The organism is Leifsonia naganoensis, from assembly GCF_013410615.1.
In the GTDB taxonomy this organism is placed as follows: domain Bacteria; phylum Actinomycetota; class Actinomycetes; order Actinomycetales; family Microbacteriaceae; genus Leifsonia; species Leifsonia aquatica.
This window is the reverse complement of record NZ_JACCHJ010000001.1, coordinates 1408190-1427585: the sequence shown is the minus strand read 5'-3', so window position 1 is coordinate 1427585 and position 19396 is coordinate 1408190. Positions and strand designations below refer to the sequence as shown.

At 67.3% G+C, this 19396-nt stretch carries 15 protein-coding genes; 11 read left to right on the top strand and 4 right to left on the bottom strand.

The window, feature by feature from the left end:
- Positions 1–57 precede the first annotated feature (57 nt).
- Complete coding sequence (gene lysA / locus HNR14_RS06830; RefSeq protein ID WP_179700445.1) at positions 58–1317, top strand: diaminopimelate decarboxylase; 1260 nt, start codon at positions 58–60, stop codon at positions 1315–1317.
- A gap of 4 nt (positions 1318–1321) precedes the next feature.
- Here the strand turns inward: lysA and HNR14_RS06825 are convergent, their stop codons facing one another.
- Positions 1322–2176 carry a serine/threonine-protein kinase gene (locus HNR14_RS06825; protein ID WP_343064431.1) on the bottom strand — a complete coding sequence of 285 codons (855 nt, stop codon included), beginning with the start codon at positions 2174–2176 and terminating at the stop codon, positions 1322–1324.
- A 47-nt stretch (positions 2177–2223) separates the two neighbouring features.
- Entirely contained in the window at positions 2224–3468 is a 1245-nt protein-coding gene (locus HNR14_RS06820) for a TetR/AcrR family transcriptional regulator (protein WP_179700444.1), read from the bottom strand.
- Between the two features lie 139 nt (positions 3469–3607).
- Here HNR14_RS06820 and HNR14_RS06815 point away from each other — a divergent pair, with 139 nt between their 5' ends.
- The 8 genes from HNR14_RS06815 (at position 3608) to HNR14_RS06780 (ending at position 14665) form a co-directional block, all read left to right on the top strand.
- Positions 3608–4921, top strand: coding sequence for an MFS transporter (locus tag HNR14_RS06815; RefSeq protein WP_179700443.1), 1314 nt, complete (start codon positions 3608–3610; stop codon positions 4919–4921).
- Positions 4922–4924: 3 nt separating this feature from the next.
- Positions 4925–6736, top strand: coding sequence for a glycoside hydrolase family 3 protein (locus HNR14_RS06810; protein WP_179700442.1), 1812 nt, complete (start codon positions 4925–4927; stop codon positions 6734–6736).
- 111 nt (positions 6737–6847) lie between these two features.
- Positions 6848–7564, top strand: a complete 717-nt coding sequence (locus HNR14_RS06805; protein ID WP_179700441.1) for a class I SAM-dependent methyltransferase — start codon at positions 6848–6850, stop codon at positions 7562–7564.
- Between the two features lie 321 nt (positions 7565–7885).
- The gene (locus HNR14_RS06800) at positions 7886–10531 is read left to right on the top strand and encodes a hypothetical protein (RefSeq protein ID WP_179700440.1); all 2646 of its coding nucleotides are present in this window, start codon (positions 7886–7888) and stop codon (positions 10529–10531) included.
- A 56-nt stretch (positions 10532–10587) separates the two neighbouring features.
- Positions 10588–12105 (top strand): SpaH/EbpB family LPXTG-anchored major pilin, encoded by a 1518-nt coding sequence (locus HNR14_RS06795; RefSeq protein ID WP_179700439.1) that lies wholly within the window; start codon positions 10588–10590, stop codon positions 12103–12105.
- Positions 12106–12203: 98 nt separating this feature from the next.
- Positions 12204–13172 carry a class C sortase gene (locus tag HNR14_RS06790; protein WP_179700438.1) on the top strand — a complete coding sequence of 323 codons (969 nt, stop codon included), beginning with the start codon at positions 12204–12206 and terminating at the stop codon, positions 13170–13172.
- On the top strand, positions 13165–13833 hold the full coding sequence (locus HNR14_RS06785) for a sortase family protein (RefSeq protein ID WP_179700437.1): 669 nt from the start codon (positions 13165–13167) through the stop codon (positions 13831–13833). Before HNR14_RS06790 ends, HNR14_RS06785 begins: the two co-directional genes overlap by 8 nt.
- A 181-nt stretch (positions 13834–14014) precedes the next feature.
- Positions 14015–14665 carry an RNA polymerase sigma factor gene (locus HNR14_RS06780; protein ID WP_179700436.1) on the top strand — a complete coding sequence of 217 codons (651 nt, stop codon included), beginning with the start codon at positions 14015–14017 and terminating at the stop codon, positions 14663–14665.
- A gap of 114 nt (positions 14666–14779) precedes the next feature.
- Here the strand turns inward: HNR14_RS06780 and HNR14_RS06775 are convergent, their stop codons facing one another.
- Together HNR14_RS06775 and HNR14_RS06770 are read right to left on the bottom strand one after the other, a co-directional pair.
- Complete coding sequence (locus tag HNR14_RS06775; RefSeq protein WP_179700435.1) at positions 14780–17065, bottom strand: ATP-binding protein; 2286 nt, start codon at positions 17063–17065, stop codon at positions 14780–14782.
- 156 nt (positions 17066–17221) lie between these two features.
- Entirely contained in the window at positions 17222–17902 is a 681-nt protein-coding gene (locus tag HNR14_RS06770) for an esterase/lipase family protein (protein WP_343064430.1), read from the bottom strand.
- Between the two features lie 440 nt (positions 17903–18342).
- On the opposite strand from HNR14_RS06770, the gene HNR14_RS06765 reads away from it, so the two are divergent.
- Together HNR14_RS06765 and HNR14_RS06760 are read left to right on the top strand one after the other, a co-directional pair.
- Positions 18343–18612 carry a hypothetical protein gene (locus HNR14_RS06765; RefSeq protein ID WP_179700434.1) on the top strand — a complete coding sequence of 90 codons (270 nt, stop codon included), beginning with the start codon at positions 18343–18345 and terminating at the stop codon, positions 18610–18612.
- A gap of 255 nt (positions 18613–18867) precedes the next feature.
- Positions 18868–19356 carry a hypothetical protein gene (locus HNR14_RS06760; protein ID WP_179700433.1) on the top strand — a complete coding sequence of 163 codons (489 nt, stop codon included), beginning with the start codon at positions 18868–18870 and terminating at the stop codon, positions 19354–19356.
- Positions 19357–19396: the final 40 nt, after the last annotated feature.

Here is a 19396-nt window from a genome sequence, read left to right as displayed (position 1 = left end):
CACCGGCGCACCAGAAGCAGGCATCGCCTGACCCGACATCGATAGAAGGACCCAGCCATGGCGCACCCCATCCTCGACCTCTTCCCGGCCGGGGCCGCCGTCGACCCCGACGGCACCCTGACGATCGCCGGGTGCCGGGTCGACGACCTGGCCCGGGACTTCGGGACCCCGGCCATCGTCGTCGACGAGGCGTCCCTCCGGGCGCGTGCCAGGGAGTACCGCGACGCCCTCACCACCCGCTGGCCGAACGCGCGGGTGGTGTTCGCGTCGAAGGCGTTCCCGGCGACGGCCGTGCAGCGGCTCATGGTGGAGGAGGGGCTCGGTCTGGATGTGGCGGGCGGCGGCGAACTGCTCAGCGCGCTGCGGGCCGGCGTCGACCCGGCGCTGATCGTGATGCACGGCAACGCCAAGACCACGGAGGAATTGCGGATCGCGGTGGAGGCGCGGATCGGCCTCGTCGTGGTGGACAACGAGGACGACGTCGACCGGTTAGAGCAGCTGGTCCCGTCCGGAGCCGTGCAGCGCGTGCTGGTCCGCATCGTCCCCGAGGTGGCGTCGTCCACGCACCCGCACGTGCAGACCGGGCAGGTGGGGTCGAAGTTCGGCCTGACCGCCTCGGCTGCGCGCATCCTCATCGCCCGGATCGAGGCCAGCCCGGTCCTCGACATGCGCGGTGTGCACGCTCACGTCGGGTCGCAGATCATGGACCCGGCGGAGCTCGCGGCGGCCGTCGCGCCGCTGGCTGCGCTCGGCACGTTCCCGGTCTACGACCTGGGCGGCGGCCTCGGCGCCCGGTACACGTACGACGACCGCCCCGCGTCCGTCGACGAGTACGTCGGTGCTCTGCTCGCGGCCGCTCAGGAACACCTGCCCGCGGATGCGGAGCTCATCATCGAGCCCGGCCGCAGCATGGTCAACGGGTCCGCGTTCACCCTCTACACGGTCACGACCGTCAAGCGGGACGCCCGCACCTTCGTCGCCGTCGACGGCGGCATGGGCGACAACCTCGAGGCGGCGATGTACGACCAGCGCTACGAGGCCGCGCTCGCCGGCCGCATGCACGACGAGGATGCCGAGGACGTCGTGGTGGTCGGCCGGCATTGCGAGTCGGGCGATGTGCTCGTCGATCCGCTGCGGCTGCCCGCGGCGCGCGTCGGTGACCTGCTCGCGGTGCCCGCGACCGGTGCGTACACGCACACCATGGCGAACAACTACAACGGCTACCGCCGCCCGCCCGTCGTCTTCGTGCGCGACGGGGAGGCGCGGGCCGTCATCCGGCGCGAGACGTGGGAGGACCTGTTCAGGCGCGACGTGTGAGCGCCTACTCCGCGTCGTCCTCGCGGTCCGCCCGGAGCGCGCCCCGCGCGGCGATCGTCACGTCGGCGGCCGACGGCCGGTCGGCTGCCCGGGCGGCGGTCATCTGGCGGATCAGGGGCCGCCACCGTTCAGGGACGGCGCCCGTCAGCTCGGGGTCGCGGTCCAGCCGGCCGAGGGCGGACTCGACCGGGTTGCCGGGGAAAGCGATCGTGCCCGAGAAGCACTCCAGCAGCACGAGGCCGAGGGAGTAGATGTCCGAGGCGGGGGTCAGCGGCTCGTTGCGAACCTGCTCGGGGCTGAGGTACGCGGCCGTCCCGTTCGTCGTCCCCTCCGGGTCGCGCGGGATCGAGCCGTGGATGGCGAGGCCGAAGTCGGTGAGGCGCGCTCGCGGCCGGGAGAAGCGGGTGCGGTAGTCGACGATCATGATGTTCGACGGCGTGACGTCGCGATGGATGACGCCGCGCGCGTGGATGTACTCGAGGGTCTCGGCGACTTCGAAGACGAGCTCGCCGATCTGCCTGGTCGTCAGTGCGCGGGTGCCCAGGGCCGCGCGGAGGGTGTCGCCCTCGACGAGCTCGATGACGAGGAACGGCCGCGGGTCCTCGGGGGACGAGTCGTCGACGCCCGCGTCGAGGATGGACACCACGCCGTGGTGGCGCAGCCCGGCCAGCACGCCGACCTCGGTGCGGAAGCGGACGACGTCGTCCTGGGTGCCCGAGGAGAACAGCTTGATGGCGACGTCGCGGCCGAGGTTCTCGTCCACCGCGCGGAAGACCATCGACGAGCCGCCGCGCGCGAGCAGCTGGTGCGGCCGATACCGTCCGAGCAGCAGCGGAACCGAGGTTTCAGGAATACCCACCGGACCATTCTCCGGTATGCGAGGCACTCCAGTATTCCGGTAGACAATCAGCCGAGAAGGTGCTTGAGGTGCGCGGCCAGCTGGTCACCGACATCCACGCTCTCCGGGTCGTAGAGCCACTGCAGCTGGAGGCCGTCCCAGAGGGCGACGAGCCAGAGGGCCTCGGCCTCGGGTGACAGGCCGGGCCGGAGGTGGCCATCGGCTGCCGCGCGGGCGAAGAGATCGCTGAAGCGGGCGATGGCGAGCTCGAACCGCCGCCGGAAGTACTCGTGGGCCGGATGCGCGGGAGCCGCCGCCTCCGCCGACAGTACGGCGTAGAGCTCGATGAGTCCCGGCTCCTGGCGTGCGTCGCGGCGGCTGGCGTCGGGCAGCTCGAGCAGGAGCCGCAGCGGGTCGTCGGAGTCGATGCCGTGGCGCTCATCGAGCGTCGCGTCACGGTGGGCGATGACGGCGGCGAGCAGCTCCTCCTTGGTCGAGAAGTGGTGCAGGAGGGTCGACTTGCCGATGCCGGCCTTCTCGGCGATCTCGCGCAGGCTCGTCGCGTGAAAGCCGCGGCTCGCGAACAGGGCGGACGCGTCCAGGATGATCTGCGCCCGGCGAGCGCGGCCCGGAGCGTACCCGAGGGCGTCGGCCCAGGTGGTCTCCGCCGGCCAGGGCGGCGCGACCGGAGTGACGGGGGCGTCCATCACTGCGAGGCCTTGCAGCCTCCGCACGTACGCGTCGACCATCCCGGCCACATCCACGCGCGCCGGCAGATAGAGGGACATGAGCTGCAGACCGTCCCACGCGGCGGCGAGGCGCACGGACTCGCCGGCGATGTCGGTGTCGTGCGGCAGCAGACGGTCCTCGACGGCGGCCTGGAACTGCTGCATCGTCCGGGTGCGGATCTCGCGGTGCCGCTCCCGGAAGCGTTGATGCGCGGGATGGTCGGCTCGTGTCGCCTCACCCGCGAGGGTCGTGAAGAGGGCGGTATATCCGGGGATCTCGGCATTGTGCCGGGCGAGGTCGCCGTACATGTCGAGGCCGAGCCCGTGCGCGTCGATCCACTCGCCGTTGCTCCGCTCGAAGCCGTCCACCACGGCGTCGAGGATCTCGTCCTTCGAGGCGAAGTGCTTCAAGACGCCGGGATGCGAGAGCCCCGCCCGCGCCGCGATGTCGCGGAGGGAGACGGCTCCGAAGCCCTGCTCCACGAAGAGGTCGGAGGCCGCTTCGAGGATCGCTTCGCGCGTCCGCATCGCCGCGGCCGCGCGCCCGGAGGCGGGGCGCTCGTCGGTCGCCAGTCGTCCGCTCATCGATCCCCCCTCTCCTCGAGCCTGGTCCATTCTGCCACAGCGCGGTTACCAGTCGGACAGGTTTGAGTTACCACGCGGTCTAATTGTGTGTACACTCATCCCGAGCCGACGGAGGCTCCGGTCCACCGAAAGGAACACCATGACAGAGTCGTCTACGGCGTCAGGGGCGGCCACGGGCACGCCTGCCGGCGTCGGCCCCGCAACCGCGGACGCTCCCACGAGCGGCAAGGCGCCCCGCGGTTTCATCCCCGGCCTCGCCTTCGCGAACTTCGGCCTCTACCTCGCCCTGCTCACGCCGGTGCTGGTCTCGCTCGCCTTCAAGGTGCAGCACATCACCTCCTCGCCTGAGGAGGCCACCGCCTCGCTCGGCATGATCACCGGCGTCGGCGCCCTCTTCGCCCTGATCTGCAACCCGCTCGTCGGCCGCCTGTCGGACCGCACGGCCTCCCGGTTCGGGATGCGCCGCCCCTGGATGCTCGGCGGCGTGCTCGTCGGCCTCGCCGCGTTCGTGCTGATCGGCGTCGCGACGAGCCCGTGGATCGTCCTGATCGGCTGGTGCATCGTGCAGGCGTCCCTCAACGGCGTGCTGGCCGCCTCCACCGCCACCGTGCCCGACCAGGTGCCCGTCGAGCGCCGCGGCAAGGTCTCCGGCATCGTCGGCATGACGACGCCGGTCGCCATCCTCGGCGGCAGCTTCATCGTCAACTTCCTCGCCGACGACTTCAGCCGCTTCGTCGTGCCCGCCGTGATCGCCGTGATCCTCGTCCTCGTCTTCGTGCTCACCCTGAAGGATCGCGTGCTCGCCGAGAAGCCGGCCGAGCGCTACGGCCTCAAGGAGTTCTTCGGCTCGTTCGTCTTCAACCCGGTCAAGCACAAGGACTTCGGCTGGACCTGGCTGACCAAGTTCCTCATCTTCTTCGGCTACGCCGGCATCGCCACCTTCCTGCCGTTCTACCTGACCGAGAAGTTCCACCTGAGCGAGTCGGCCGCGATCGAGACGATCCTGCTGGCGAACGTGGCGTCCACCCTCGCGATGGCGCTCTCCGGGCCGCTCGGCGGCATCCTCTCGGACAAGATCGGCAAGCGCCGCCCGTTCGTGACCGCCGCGGGCCTCATCATGGTGGTCGGACTGGTCGTGCTCGCCTTCGCCCCGAACATCGGCGTCGTCATCGTGGCGCAGGCGATCATCGGCTTGGGCACGGGGTCGTTCCTCTCGGTGGACACCGCGCTCGCCACCCAGGTGCTGCCCAACAAGGCGGACACGGCCAAGGACCTCGGCGTGCTCAACATCGCCAACGCCCTCCCGCAGTCGATCGCGCCCGCGATCGCCCCCTCCATTATCGCCTTCGGGGCGACGACCGCCCTCGGCGGCTACACGCTCTGGTACCTGCTCGGTGCGCTCGTCTCCCTCGCGGGGGCAGTGCTCGTCTATCGAATCAAGGGAGTCAAGTAACTCATGACCGACACCATCGACGTCACCGGCGCGGCGGACGAACTGCCCGTCGACCCCACGTACCGCGACGCCTCCCTGCCCGTCGAGGAGCGGGTCGAGAACCTCCTGGGCCAGATGACCCTGGAGGAGAAGGCCGGCCTGTTCTTCCAGACCATGATCTCCATGAGCCAGGACGGCGGGCTCGCCCCCGCCGACCCGATGTTCGGCCTGCCGTCGAACGAGGAGTACGTGATCGGCGCGGGCATGACGCACTTCAACGTGCTCGGCTCCGCCCCCACGGCCGAGCTCATGGCGCAGTGGCACAACGCCCTCCAGGAGCTCGCCGCGTCCACCCGCCTCGGCATCCCGGTCACCATCTCCACCGACCCGCGCCACTCGTTCAGCGACAACCCGTTGGCCGGGATGATGGCCGGGCCGTTCTCGAGCTGGCCGGAGTCGATCGGTCTCGCGGCGACCCGCGACGAGGGGCTCGTCGAGCGCTTCGGCGACATCGCGCGCCAGGAGTACACGGCGGTCGGCATCCGCGTCGCCCTGCACCCGCAGATCGACCTCGCCACCGAGCCGCGCTGGGGGCGGCAGGTCGCGACGTTCGGTGAGGACCCGGACCTCACCTCGCGGCTCGGCGCCGCCTACATCCGCGGCTTCCAGGGCGCGGCGCTCGGCCCCGACTCCGTCGCCACGATGACCAAGCACTTCCCGGGCGGCGGGCCGCAGCTGGACGGCGAGGACGCGCACTTCGCCTACGGCCGCGAGCAGGTCTACCCGGGCGGCCAGTTCGAGCTGCACCTGAAGCCGTTCGAGGCGGCGTTCGAGGCCGGCACCAGCCAGATCATGCCGTACTACGGCATGCCGGTCGGCACCGAGTACGAGGAGGTCGGCTTCGGCTTCAACAAGTCCGTCATCACCGGCCTGCTGCGCGAGCGCTACGGCTTCGACGGCATCGTCTGCACCGACTGGGGACTGATCTCGGACTCCGAGATCATGGGCCAGCCGTTCCCCGCCCGCGCGTGGGGCGTCGAGCACCTCAGCCCGCGCGAGCGGATGAAGAAGGTCATCGAGGCCGGGGCCGACCAGTTCGGCGGCGAGGCCGTCCCGGACCTCCTGATCGACCTTGTGCGCTCGGGCGAGATCTCGGAGGAGCGCATCGACGTCTCCGCCCGCCGTCTGCTGCGCGAGAAGTTCGTGCTCGGACTCTTCGACGCGCCGCTCGTCGACGTGGAGAAGGCCGGTCGCGTGGTCGGGTCCGCCGCGTTCCGGGAGGCGGGGGAGGCCGCCCAGCGCGCGTCCATCACCGTGCTGACCAACCGTCCCTCCGCGGGCGGCGTGCCGACGCTCCCGCTGCCCGCCGGCACCCGCCTCTACGTCGAGGGCATCGACCCGGCCGTCGCCGGCGAGTTCGGGACGGTCGTGGCGACCCCGGAGGAGGCCGACTACGCGATCGTCCGCACGCACGCGCCGTTCGAGGTGCGGGCGACGACGTTCGAGAACTTCTTCCACCAGGGGTCGCTCGACTTCACTCAGGAGGCCGTCGAGCACCTGCGCACCATCGCCGCGGCCGTCCCGACCATCGTCGACGTGCACCTCGACCGCCCGGCCATCCTCACGCCGTTCGTCGACGCGCCGGCCGCGATCGTCGCGAACTACGGCGCGAACGCCCGCGCTCTGCTCGACGTGCTCACGGGCGCGGCGACCCCCCACGGCGCGCTGCCGTTCGACCTCCCGTCGAGCATGGCGGCCGTCGAGGCCAGCCGCGAGGACGTGCCCTTCGACACCAAGGACCCGCTGTTCCGCTTCGGGCACGGCCTGTCGCTCTAGCTGCGACCTGCGCGAATCACGAGGCCCCGGACCTATGTCCGGGGCCTCGTTCTGTCATGCCGCTTGCGCGAGTCGAGCGTCCGACCGAACGCGTGTGCCACGATCGGTCCCATGACTCGCGCCTACGATTCGATCGCTGAGGGCTATGCGGCCATGAACGAGACGAGCCTCCTGAACGAGTACTACAACAGGCCAGCGCTCGCCGAGATGGCGGGGGATGTCACGGGACTGCGCGTACTCGATGCCGGCTGCGGCTCGGGCCCGATCTACGCCGATCTGCGTGCCGGCGGCGCGATCGTCACCGGCATCGACTCCAGCGCCGGCATGGTGGAACAAGCCGCACTCCGGCTCGGCCATGACGCTGATCTCGTCGTCGCGGACATCGGCGAAACCCTGCCGTTCGACGACAGCATCTTCGACCTCGTCGTCGCCTCGCAGGCACTCCATTACCTCCGGGAGTGGGAACCCACTCTGGTCGAATTCCGGCGCATCCTGAAGCCCGGCGGGAGGCTCATCGTCTCGGAGGAGCACCCGTCGGCCACGTTCCTCGGCGACCGGCTCTCCGGAGGCAGCTCCGAGTACTTCGGAGTGCGGCGCCGGACCGAACAATGGAACCTGGGCGGGAAGAGCGCAGAACTCGTGTTCTGGGATCGACCGCTCCACGCGATGACGGACGCGTTCGCCTCGGCCGGGTTCCGGATCACCACGATCAGCGAACCGGCGCCGTCGGCCGCCGCCTACGAACGGTTCCCCGAGGAGTTCGCCGACCGCCCGAGCGGCCGGTTCCTGGCCTTCCTGCTGTTCGAGTTGGAGTCGTCCAAGGGCTGAGGCACCCGCCGGCCGGGTTCGAGAGGGGTGTCTCACGCCTCGTCGAGACGCTCATCCAGCACGTCGAACAGCTCGCGGCTGCTCGGTGTGCTCACGGGGTGTGGCGGCCACGAGCGGCAAGGACGGCATGACATTCGGGCGTCGATCGTCTGCTCCTACTCGGGTTGTCCAGCCGTCGGCAGATCTTCGCTGTCATGCCGCGATCTCTCAGGCCGCTCCCAGGTTCAACGTTATGCCAGCGAGGATTCCGCGTCTGTATAGGCACACGGGCTCGGCTCCGAGCCCCACCCGAACTCGCCTTCACCCGATGAGGAATCCGCCATGCAGAAGAGAAGCGCGCTTGTTGGCGCCCTGATGGCAGTGTGCCTGTCCTTTGCCGCTGTCGTCGTGCCTGTTGCTCCCCAGGCAGCGGAGGCGGCGGCGATCGCGAATGCCTGCTCGACCGGCGGCACGACCCTGGCCGACTCGTACGGGTACTGCTGGTTCGACTTCACCGGCCTCAACCCGAACTCGAGCACGGGGACGGTCTCGCAGCCGTTCACAGAGACGGTCGGCAACGGCTTCACCATGTCGTTCACGGTGACGATCACGCAGACTTCCACCGGCGCGTTGCCGGTCTGGGGAGCCTATCCGACGCCGACGTGGGCTTCGGCGTTGTTCGGCAACACGGCGAAGAACACGACGCAGGTCGCCGGGAACCCCGCCATCCAGGACGTGCTGTCGTCCGACTCGACCAGGGGGTTCGACAACGGTAACGGGACCGGGACCATCTCAGTGAGCGGCATCCAGCTCCTGGACCCGGCAGGTAATCCGGTGGGCGCGTACTCGCTCGCCGTGGCGGATGCCGAGACCACCAACAAGGGCGAGTCGTGGAAATGGACGACCGACGGCGGCGGCTGGGCAGTGCAGGATCTCCTCGACCCGGACTCCGGCGACGGGGCCTGCCGCGGACCGGCCGACTCCACCAACTTCGCCGGCCTCAGCGGCGCGGGTACGCAAACCGTCACGTGCGACGGCTCGCCCAACAGTTGGGGTGCCTTGGTTGCCACCACGGGTAACGCTCCGACACAGATCACTGCCGTCAACACTCAGGTGAATACGCCCGGCAAACAGGCTCTCGCGATCGGGATCAACACCGCGACGATCAAGCTCACGAAGAGCGTCCCCACCCGGGCTGCCGCCGGCGATCAGTTCGCGATGAACGTGGTCGACGGCTACAACACGCCGATCGGCTCCGCGACGACTTCCGGCACGGCGAAGACGGTCACGACGGGGACGCTGGTCGTGCCGGTGAGCTGGTTGCAGTACACGCTCAGCGAGGCCGCATCCGGCACGGCGTCGTTGTCCGACTACACCCAGAGCTGGTCGTGCACGAGTGCGAGCGGAGCAGCGACAGGGCTACCCGCATCCGGAAGCTCTGGGACCGCGCAGGTCATATGGTTGCGGGCCGTCGACCAAGTCACGTGCACGCTGACGAACACCGCGATCTCGAACCCGATCACATTGACGAAGAGCTGGGTCAACGCTCTCCCCGGATCGAAGGCCAGGCTGACCATCGGCGGCACCGGTGTGACCGGCGCGGTCAACAGGACCTCGACGGCCGGGACGGGACCGAACCCGGACACGGCGAACGTCGCTTCGGCGACCGGTGTGGTTGGAGCGTTGGTCACTCTGTCTGAGACGTTGACCGGCACCGCTGCGGAGTACGCCGCGAGTTACGCCTGCACACAGGCAGGAACGAGCTGGACGTCGACGGGAGCCAGCTTCACGATGCCTGTATCGTCCGGCGCGATTAGCTGCACCGTGACGAACACCACCACTGCACTGTCCGTGCAGGTGGACAAGACCTGGATCATCAAGAACTCATCGGGCAGCGTGCTCGGCACCTACAACGTTCCCGCACAGAGCAGTGACACGGCCCAGACGGTTCCGGCGGGTTTCTCGGCCGCTCCGACGCTGACCGGCCAGGTCGAGCCAGCCTTCGGCGTTGCCTACACGGGCTATGTCGCCGGGCAGGCAGTGACGGTGGGCGAGGGCTTGGTGACGGTGCCCACAGGCTGCACCCTCACATCCCAGAAGATGACTGCGGTGAACGGGACTGCGTTGTCGACGGCCGCCGCCCTGCCGTACTCGGGAACTCTGGCCGGCACGTCAGTGCCCACTTTCACCATCACGAACACCGTCACCTGCGCGCAGACCCTCACCCTCGTGAACAAGGTCGGCTTCGGCTCTCTGACGGCAAGCGACTGGACGCTCACGGGCAACGGTCCGACAGGTACTCTCGTAGGCCCGAATGGGAGGACGGGCACGGCAGCCGTCACCTTCATCCCGGTGACTCCGGCCGCGGCGTATGGGCTGGGTTCAACGTCGTCAGCAGCGGGCGCACAGAACTACGCGGCCAGTGACTGGGTTTGCACGGCAGGCGGCACGTCCGTGCCTGTGTCGGGCAACTCTGTCGTGGTCGGCTACGGACAGGCTGTGACCTGCACGGTTACGCAGAGCACCGCCGACGTGGTCATCCTCAAGCACATCCAGGGCTCGAGCGGGCTGAGTGCTGGGCAGTTCACCCTGACGCTCACGCCACCCTCGGATGTCGGCTCCGCCGTCAGCTTCTCCGGTTCGGAGTCGGCAACGGCAGCGAACAGCCTCGAGGTGAAGCCCGGCGTGTCCTTTTCGCTCACTGAGCAGGCCTTGTCGTCGACGACGGCCTACCTCGCCATTGGTCTCCAGCAGTCGACAGACGGCGGCAGCAGCTGGACGAATGTGAGCGGCAGTTCGTTCATCCCAGTGGCTGGCTCCACGGTGCAGTACCGCTTCGTGAACCAGGCCGTGCCCGCCCTCATGCTGCCGCTGACCGGTGGCGTGGGCCTGGACGTCGTCGCCTATTGGTCCATCGCCTTGCTGGCGGCAGCTGCCATCGCACTCGCCTGCCTCATCCGGCAGCGAAGTCGCCGTGCTCACAACTAGGTGTGATCTCCCCAAGACCCAACTGACTCCCAATACCCGAAGAGAAGAGAAACACGATGAAGAAGAAATCCACTGTCCGGCTGACAGCCGCTCTCGGCGCGGCCGCTCTCGGCGTGCTCGCCTGCGTGGCTGTTGCAGGGCCCGCGAGTGCGGACACGACGGGCGGCAACGTCCCCGCAGGTCCATACAACCTGACGATCACCAAGCTGCAGAACCCGGCAACTGGTGGCACGCCCACGGACGGCGCACAGCAGACTCTCACTAACCCGAAGCCGCTCGCGGGCGTCGACTTCAGCATCGCGCCCGTCCAGGGTGTCGACCTGACGACCTCGGCGGGCTGGAAGACCGCAGCGGACCTGAAGGTGAACAGCACCGGTCAGGTCGTCGACGGATCCGGCACGGTGTACTCGACGGGGTCCCAGACCCCGCTCGCGACGACCGGCCCGGACGGTGTCACGACGTACTCAACCACGACGGCGAGCGTCTACGAGGTCACCGAGACCAGCGCACCGGTCGGCGTCCAGCTCGGTGAGCCGTTCCTCGTGGAGCTCCCGCTGCCGCAGGCCAGCACGAACAACTGGCTGACGAACGTCTTCGTCTACCCGAAGAACACCGTGCAGGGTGCGCCGACGAAGACGGTCGACGATTCCAAAGCCCACGCTGTCGGTGATTCGGTCGACTGGACGATCACCGACACCGTCCCCAACCAGGCAGCCGGCAACCCGCTGGTGAAGTACACCATCACCGACGCGCTCGACTCGCGCCTCACTGCGCCGAAGAGTTCCGACGTGACGGTGTCCCTCGCGGACTCGACCGGTGCCGCGATCACACTGTCGGCGGCTGACTACACGGTCGACGTGACCGGCCAGACTGTCACGGTCGACTTCAACGCGGATGGACTTGCACTGCTGACGGCGAACCCATCCGCGGTCATCACGACCACGTTCTCGACCGTGGTCAACTCGGTCGGCGACGGCACGATCACCAACACCGCGGACCTCACCAGCCAGTCGAAGACCGAGGCCGACAACGGCACCGCGCCGAGCACGACCCCGTCCAACCCGGCGGATTCCACGTTCGGCGACGTGACTCTGCACAAGCAGGACCCGAACGGCAACGCGCTCAAGGGCGCCGAATTCCAGGTCTTCACCTCGGCCGCCGACGCGAAGAACCTCGCGAACCCGGTCTCCGTCGACGGTGCCACCACGTTCACCTCGGACACCGCCGGTACCGTCGCGATCGACGGCCTCAAGGCCCAGGAGAACGGCCAGGGCGCTGACCTGACGTACTACGTCGTCGAGACCAAGGCTCCCGCCGGCTACGGCATCGCCTCTGCCTGGTCGCAGGCGCAGGGAGGAACCGCCGTCACGGTGAACCCCGGCGATGCCGGCGCGAACCCGGTCGTCACGGTGACCGACCCGCAGGCGCCCGCGATCGCGCTGCCGCTGACCGGTTCGACCGGCACGGCGATCTTCCTCGGCGGCGGAATCGCCATCGCGGCCGCAGCTGCCATCGGCGGCGTGTTCATCGTGCGTCGTCGTCGTGAGGCGGCGGTTCCGGTCGACGCTGCCTGAACCCAGAAGTAACCCATCGGCCACGGGCGACGGAGCCGCACGACGTGCTCGTCGCCCGTGGCCATCTCTCTGCCAGCCCATCGAATGGAGGTGCCCCGATGAACGGCCGCCACGCAGGCAAACCCACGCGGACGTGGCGTCTGTCGATTCTTGCCCTTGTCGTCGCGCTGTTTTGCCTGGGTGGCATCAGCATTGCGCTCTACCCGTCGACGGCGCAGTGGTTCAGCGCCACAGCTCAGGCCGACCAGGTCCGTCAGGGCATCGATGACGTCAAAGTCATTGGCCCAGCCAGTCGCCTGAAGGCACTCCAACAGGCCGCCGCCTATAACGCCGCCCTGGATGCTGGGGCCGCCGTGAAAGCCAACGAGCGCGTTCCCGTCGATTCCGGTGCGACTCTGCCCGGCGGCTACAACTACTCGCAGCTTCTGGCTGCGAACCGGGACGGTCTCATGGGGCGCATCGTGATCCCGTCCATCGACGCCGATCTCCCTATCTACCATGGCACCAGCGATGCGACGCTCGCCGAAGGCATCGGCCACCTCGAAGGCAGCTCGCTGCCCGTTGGCGGCACGGGCACCCACGCGGTACTCGCCGGGCACCGTGGCCTCGCCTCTTCGACCCTGTTCACACACCTTGACCAGGTTCACAACGGCGACACCTTCACGATCTACGTGTTCGGCGAGACCCTCACCTACAAGGTGAGCAGCATCAAGATCGTCGACCCCGACCAGACGAAGACCCTCAACCCTGTGCAGGGGAGAGATCTCGTGACCCTCGTCACCTGCACACCCATCGGTATCAACAGCCAACGCATCCTCGTCACCGGCGAACGCGTGACCCCGACCCCGGCGACAGCAGTCTCCGGCGCAACCCAAGAGGCGAGGGGCCCAGGGGTCCCGTGGTGGGCGGTCGGCTTCGCGGCTGTTCTTTCAGCAGCCGCGGTCTTCCTCTGGTGGTCGGGGCTCCCACCCAGAACCAAACCCACCAGGTCGGGGAGCACGCGGCGGTCTACGCGCTCGCCCGCGCCGGAACCCACGACGCCGTCAGACCGAGCCCTCCATGTCTGAGCGGCGCCGCCATCGGACGCCGGCGCCCCGCCGCTCACGCCGGGGCCTCTGCGCCCCGCGCATCGTGCTGCTCGGTGTACTCGGTATCGTCGCGATCGCAGCGGCTGCATATACGGTGTCGACGTACCTGCACGAGCAGAACCTTCCGAAGGACATGAAGGGCAACCCTGTCGTCATCGAGTCCATCGCCGCGCCGAAGAACCATGCGGTGCCGCAGGTCGACGGCAGGACGTTTCGCGTCCCCTCCGAGAAACTGTCCGTCCCTCTCGGCGAACTTGACCAGGTCGATGGCGTGATCGACCCGCCCGGCTTCGCCTCCGCCTATGTCGTCCGCAACCACGGCGCCACCCTCGACAATGCCGCCGAAGGCACCGTGTACGTCGTCATGCACTCCTGTCGCGGTGGAGCGACCTGCCCTGGAAACTACCTGATCGACGTTGCAACAGGTGAGGCCTCCGTGCAGTCCGGCGCCGACGTGTATGTCGCCGGTCTGCACTACCGGGTCACCGGATCGCACTCGGTGTACAAGCCCGAGGTGAGTTCAGACATCGATATCTGGCAGAACACTCCGGGCAAGCTCGTGCTGCTCACGTGCCTTCAAGTACCGGCACAGACGAAGTCGATCGACAACATGGTGATCACCGCGCAGCTTGTGTCCTGACGGGCAGTCGTGCCCTGCGTGACGCAAGTCATGGCGAGAGAACACGTAGCGGAACACGTAGTTCTACGGGTTACAAACCGACCGATAGTTGGGATTCTCATTCCGCGGATGAGACAGCTGCCCGGTCTCATCCGAAACCCGAACCCGAACCCGAACCCGCGCCGACATCGCGAGCAGAGCGATGCGCCGCAAGAATACGATGCTCTCTACACTCACACCCGCCCTTCCCTGCACCTCGCGTCCGACCACCTCCCGGCCGGTGTCGTCCCATATCGACTACGAGACGCTCAGCGACGTCGACCTCCTCGCGCTGACCCGCGCCGATGACGAATGCGCCTACGGCGAGCTCTGGAGCCGACACGTGAGAGTCGGCCTCGCTGTCGCACGCCGCGTCACCCACCACTTCGACGCCTCCGACCTGGTGTCCGAAGCGTTCGCCCGGATCCTGCGGGCGATCCGCAACGGCTCCGGTCCTCGCGAAGAGTTCCGCGGGTATCTCACCACCACTATCCGCGCCATCGCCGCATCCTGGGCGAAAGGAATACGGACCACGGTCGACCTCGACAGCGTTCCCGAGCAGGCGATGGACGACGAGCGGTTGAATGCGGTCGAGGATCTCGATAGCCGCCACCGCGTCGCAGTTGCATTCCGGGCGTTGCCCGAACGGTGGAAGGCGGCTCTGTGGTACTCCACTGTCGAGGGGCGGTCCAACACCGAGATCGGCAAAATCCTGGACCTGAAGCCCACCGCCGTCGCCATGCTGACCCTTCGCGCCCGGGCGGGACTGCGTAAAGAGTGGGACGCGTTATCGTCGGAGGCCACCCCGGTCTAGTCATGTAGAGCGCCGTTCGGGTAAGCAGCGCTCTCCTGTCGGAGGGCTTTCGGGGCTCTCTGCCGGAGTGCGGTGCATGGATGTCGGGCATCCGTGCACCGCGCTCCGAACCTCTCACCTTCCGCTCGTCACCCGTACCCTCCACGCGGCCAGCTGCGTTCTCGAGTTCAAGCCGAGCTTCATCAGGCTCTTGGCGACATGCCCTTCTGCGGTCCGCCGCGAGATCGACAGCCTCGCCGCGATCTCCCCGTCGCTCAGACCTTCCGCCACGAGAGTTGCGACCTCGAGCTCGCGCCTGCTCAAGGGGATCTCGCGCTCCGTTTCGCGGCTTTCGGCACTCGTGGGGGCAATCACGCCGAGCGCGTACTGGACGGCTTCTCGCGCAGGCATCTTCTGTCCGCGCCTGAAGACGGCGTCGAAGGCTCTCGTTCCGAGCATGTTCCGAGCCTCTCGTTCGACTTCCGGCCTGTGCACCGAGGTCCGCGAGAACGGCGATGCGGTGATGCCCTCGTTACCCCAGAACGCTTGTGCTGCGCCGAGCAGCGTCGCCGCACGCGGGTAGTCACGCTTCTTCATCGATACCAGCGAGAGGGCGTCCAGTGCCATTGCAATGCCGAACGGGTTCCCGAGAGCCTGCTTCAAAACAAGCGCCTGGCGAAGCCGAGATGTCGCGTCGGCGAAGGCGTCGCGTCCGAGAGCCGTGATTCCCGCATTGAAAAGGAGGTTCGAAGTCTCGTAGGTGTCACCGGCTTCGCCCGCCCGTTTCACCAACGACGAGATCATCGCATTCGCTGTCTCCGCATGTCCCAGCCTATTGTGCGCATCCGCCAGGCGTTCTTCGAGATCGATGCGGGTGAGGACCTGGTTCGCACCTCCTTGAACAGCGAGGCCACGCTCGAAGGCGTCGACCTTCACCGCCGGGTCCGGCTCCATGTAGCCGCGGGCTCCTTCGATCGTTGCGAGAGTGACTCCGTCGTGAATGCCCTCGCCCTCGGCAGCTTCCGCTGCCTCGGCGAGCCGAGCACGACCGGCGGCCAGATCTCCTTGGCTCGACTCGAGGGCAGCCACCAGAGCGAGGAGCTGGCATCGGATCGCTGACGGTGGAGCAGACATGTCGAGCACGCGGAGCGACCAGCGCCGTAGCTCATCACCGCGCCCGTGGGCTATCCACGTGATCCGGCAGCCAAGACCGACCAGAAGAGCCGCTTCGTCGGCGTCTCCCCGGTCGATACTGAACTGGATCGCTGCCCGCAGGTTCGGCAGCGCTCGCTGGGTCAACTTCAGCCAGTAGAGCTGATCAGGGCCGAACCATTCCGCCTCGAGCGCTATGAGACGATCCAGGACCAGATCCCGCTGAGCCGTCAACGCCGATTCGCGCTCTCCGGGGGTCGATATCTCCAGTCCGAACAGCCTGATCGTTTCGAACATGGCATAGGTCACGGACCCATCGTCATTGCCGCGTCGTAGAATCGACTTTTCCAGTAGCGATTCCACAGTGTCGAGGGCATCGATGTCCTTCCTCATCGACGAGGCCATCGATTCGGCAGTCGCAAGCGACCACTCGCCGCCGAAGGCTGACATCATCCGCCACAGTTCACGCTCGTCATCAGTGCAGAGCTCGTAGCTCCATGCGATCGCGGTCCTGAGCGTGCGCTGTCGATCAGGCAGGTCACGGTCGCCTCGCGTGAGAAACGCTAGTGGCGAATCGAGCCGCTCCACGATCTGACGAGGAGTCAGGGCCCGCACTCGCGTTGCCGCAAGTTCGACGGCCAGGGGGATACCGTCCAGGCGTCGGCAGATCGCAGCGATGTCGTTCAGTTGGGCCGCCGAGGGGTCCGGCATGACGTCACGGACACGGTCGAGAAACAGCTGCACCGCGGAGGCTTCGATGGGCACGTGTTCGCTCGGCACAGGGAGAGGGCCGAGTACGTAAACATACTCGGACGAGAGGCGCAGCGTCGACTGGCTGGTCGCGATGATCGCTATATGAGGGCGGGTCTCAATCAGGTGCCGAATGAGATCGCTGGCGCTATCAAGGACGTGTTCGCAGCCATCCATCACGAGGAGGGCAGGGGCTTCTCCGAAGAAGTCGGCGACCTCGCCTGCCGGGTCTGTGCTCGACGCCTGTACGTTGAGGTTCGTCGCGACATGATCGACGACCGATCCGCCCGCGGTCACAGCGGACAAATCAAAGAACCAGACGTTCCCTGCGTAGAGCTTGCGCACGTCGTGCGCGAGCCGTTTCGCGAACCGTGTCTTGCCGATGCCGCCGGGACCCAGCACCGTGAGAAGGCGAGTGCGTCCGAGCGCGGCACGCGCCTCGGCGAGCTCGTCGCGGCGACCAACGAACGTCGAGAGCTCTTCGAGGAGAGCCCCGGACGCAAGACGGGATTCGGTCATCAGTCAGGTTCTCTGTCACTGGGTCGGTGAGACCTATCTTGACGCATCTGGGACGCGCAACCGGTGATCTTGTGATGCGATGAGTCTCGAAGATGAAAGGATATTCCCCATCCTCCACGCGAAGGGCCCCTCGCTCAGAGACGGGCTCACGGACTCTCACACCCCGTCGAGGTCTTCGTCCAGCACGTCGAACAGCTCGCGGCTGCCGAGGATGCGGAAGTGTCCGCTGATCCCGAGGCGGATGTTCGTCGCCCGGTCCAGGTGGCCGCCGCACGGGATGTGCGGGTCGAAGTCCGGGCTCACCGCGACGATGCGCGCGTTCGCCGAGGTGCGCCGGGCGAGCTCGAGCACCTCGGCACCGGACGGCCCGAGCGCGCGCACGGTCGGCAGCGGCACGAAGCGGGCCAGCGAGGAGCCGGCGAAGGGTGTCGCGATGGTGATCGCCCGCACCACCTTCTCCCCGACGCCGGGCGACTCCATCAGATGCTTGGCGATCAGACCGCCCTTGCTGTGCGCCACGATCGCCACCCGGTCCAGGTCCGCGTGCTCCAGGTAGGCGGCCACGCGTACCGACCCCTCGGCGATCGTCGAGACGTTCCAGCGCAGCGTGTTGACGATGTGCACGGGATGCCCGCGCTCGTGCAGATGCCGCGCCAGCGGGAGCAGGAACCGCCACGTCTCGTACACACCCGGCAGCAGCACCACCGGGATGCGTTGTCCCGCCGAGCGCACCAGCACCCCGGGATCGCTGCGATCGAGACCGGCCCTCAACTGGTGCCGCGCCGCGAAGGCGTAGTCGGCCGCGACCACCGCCAGCCTCCGCAGTCCGCGCAGCACGTCGCCCCCTCATCGCTCGCTCGGTGCGGCCGACGGTACACAGGGCTGTGGCCGGCGGGAAGGGGTGCGGTACGGCGCATCTTCCGTTCACAAGCGCTGGGCCCCATGACGGCAAACACTTGCGCGCCTGTTTTGGGTACGTTGTCTGAGAGAACGCTCATCGAAGTCCCCTTCCTTACGGGCTCGGCTCTCCGCTAGCTTGTGTCTGCGCTTGGCCACAGGGGGAGCGTTGAGCTCTGTCGGGGGATAACGTCACTACGGCGGCGCATCAAAACTCAAGGGATTCTGACCATCGAGCCGAGTTGGAGGTCACGACTACGCCGGCTCAGCTCGCGTTCAGCGCGAGGGAGCTCACAGGTGAGCTGCGCTCCTTCCCGACGCGATGAAACCCGTGAGCGGTTTGACTGGAGGCCGCGGAATGGCAGACGGAGGAGTCGTTGATGTCCGCAGTTGACATTGGGCATTGGGTCGGCGCGCTGATAGTTGGACCCTTCCTCTTTGTAATCGGCCTCATATGTGTCGTCTTCCGGCAACAAATGGCACGAAACGCTCAGCGTGGGGCCGATGAGGTGGCGAAGGAGGATCTCCCGCGGTGGATCCGCTCGGGCAACTGGTCCCCGGCATCTGCAACAGCGTTCCTTGTCACCGGCATCGTAATGATGGTCGTTTCTGCGCTCGTGTTCCTCTACGCGCTCTTGCATGTTGTCTGAGAATGCCAAGCCGGACTTCGGGCAATCTCGCTCCGTCGACAGCGAGGACCTACTTCACGAGCGCAGCCGCGGTCTAACTGTGCGTGCCGTCGTAGAGCGTCGAACGACTGGGGAACGGGGCTTATCAGCGCCTAAAAGCGTAAGGTTTTTAGGTCCCATTTACCGCCGCGTAGCGGGCCTCCCCGCGACCACCGGGCAAAACCAGCTCACTCGCGGATTCGTCAGGTCCAGAAAATACTGCTGAACGGAGAGCCCATGTGGAGCGATGTCGGAACCTCTGTGCCACTTGGCGCCGCTGAAGCATTTGCACCGCTGCTCGAGGCCGACATCCGCTACGGCTACGCGCGCGACCTCCTGAGTCCAGAGGCGGTGGTGGCTCACTGCCTGAAAAGGTTTGAACAGGGCGAAACGCTTTCAGATGCAGCAGAATCTGTTGCGCTTCTGTTGTCCGATCAGCTGGAGGACGTTGACGTCCTGATTCGCCGCCTGGACTCACCGGTTGATCAGGAGAGCAGGAGGCTGTGGATCGCTATCTGTCTCGATCAGGCCCGTCGTCTTCCCGAGGCCGAACTTGAGATCGAGAACGTCTATGAATTCTTCGACTACGACGAAGGGCTCTTGCCATTCGTCGGTTGGATCCATACCGGAATGGCTTCGGAGGCTGACCGTGCCGAGCGATTGGCCGTCCACCTCCGCAACGAGAAGATCTGGGCGCATCTTCGCGCGAAGAAACGTCTCGAATAGCCCTCCGCGCGCTCAGAAACACGGCGCGGCGCATGACACT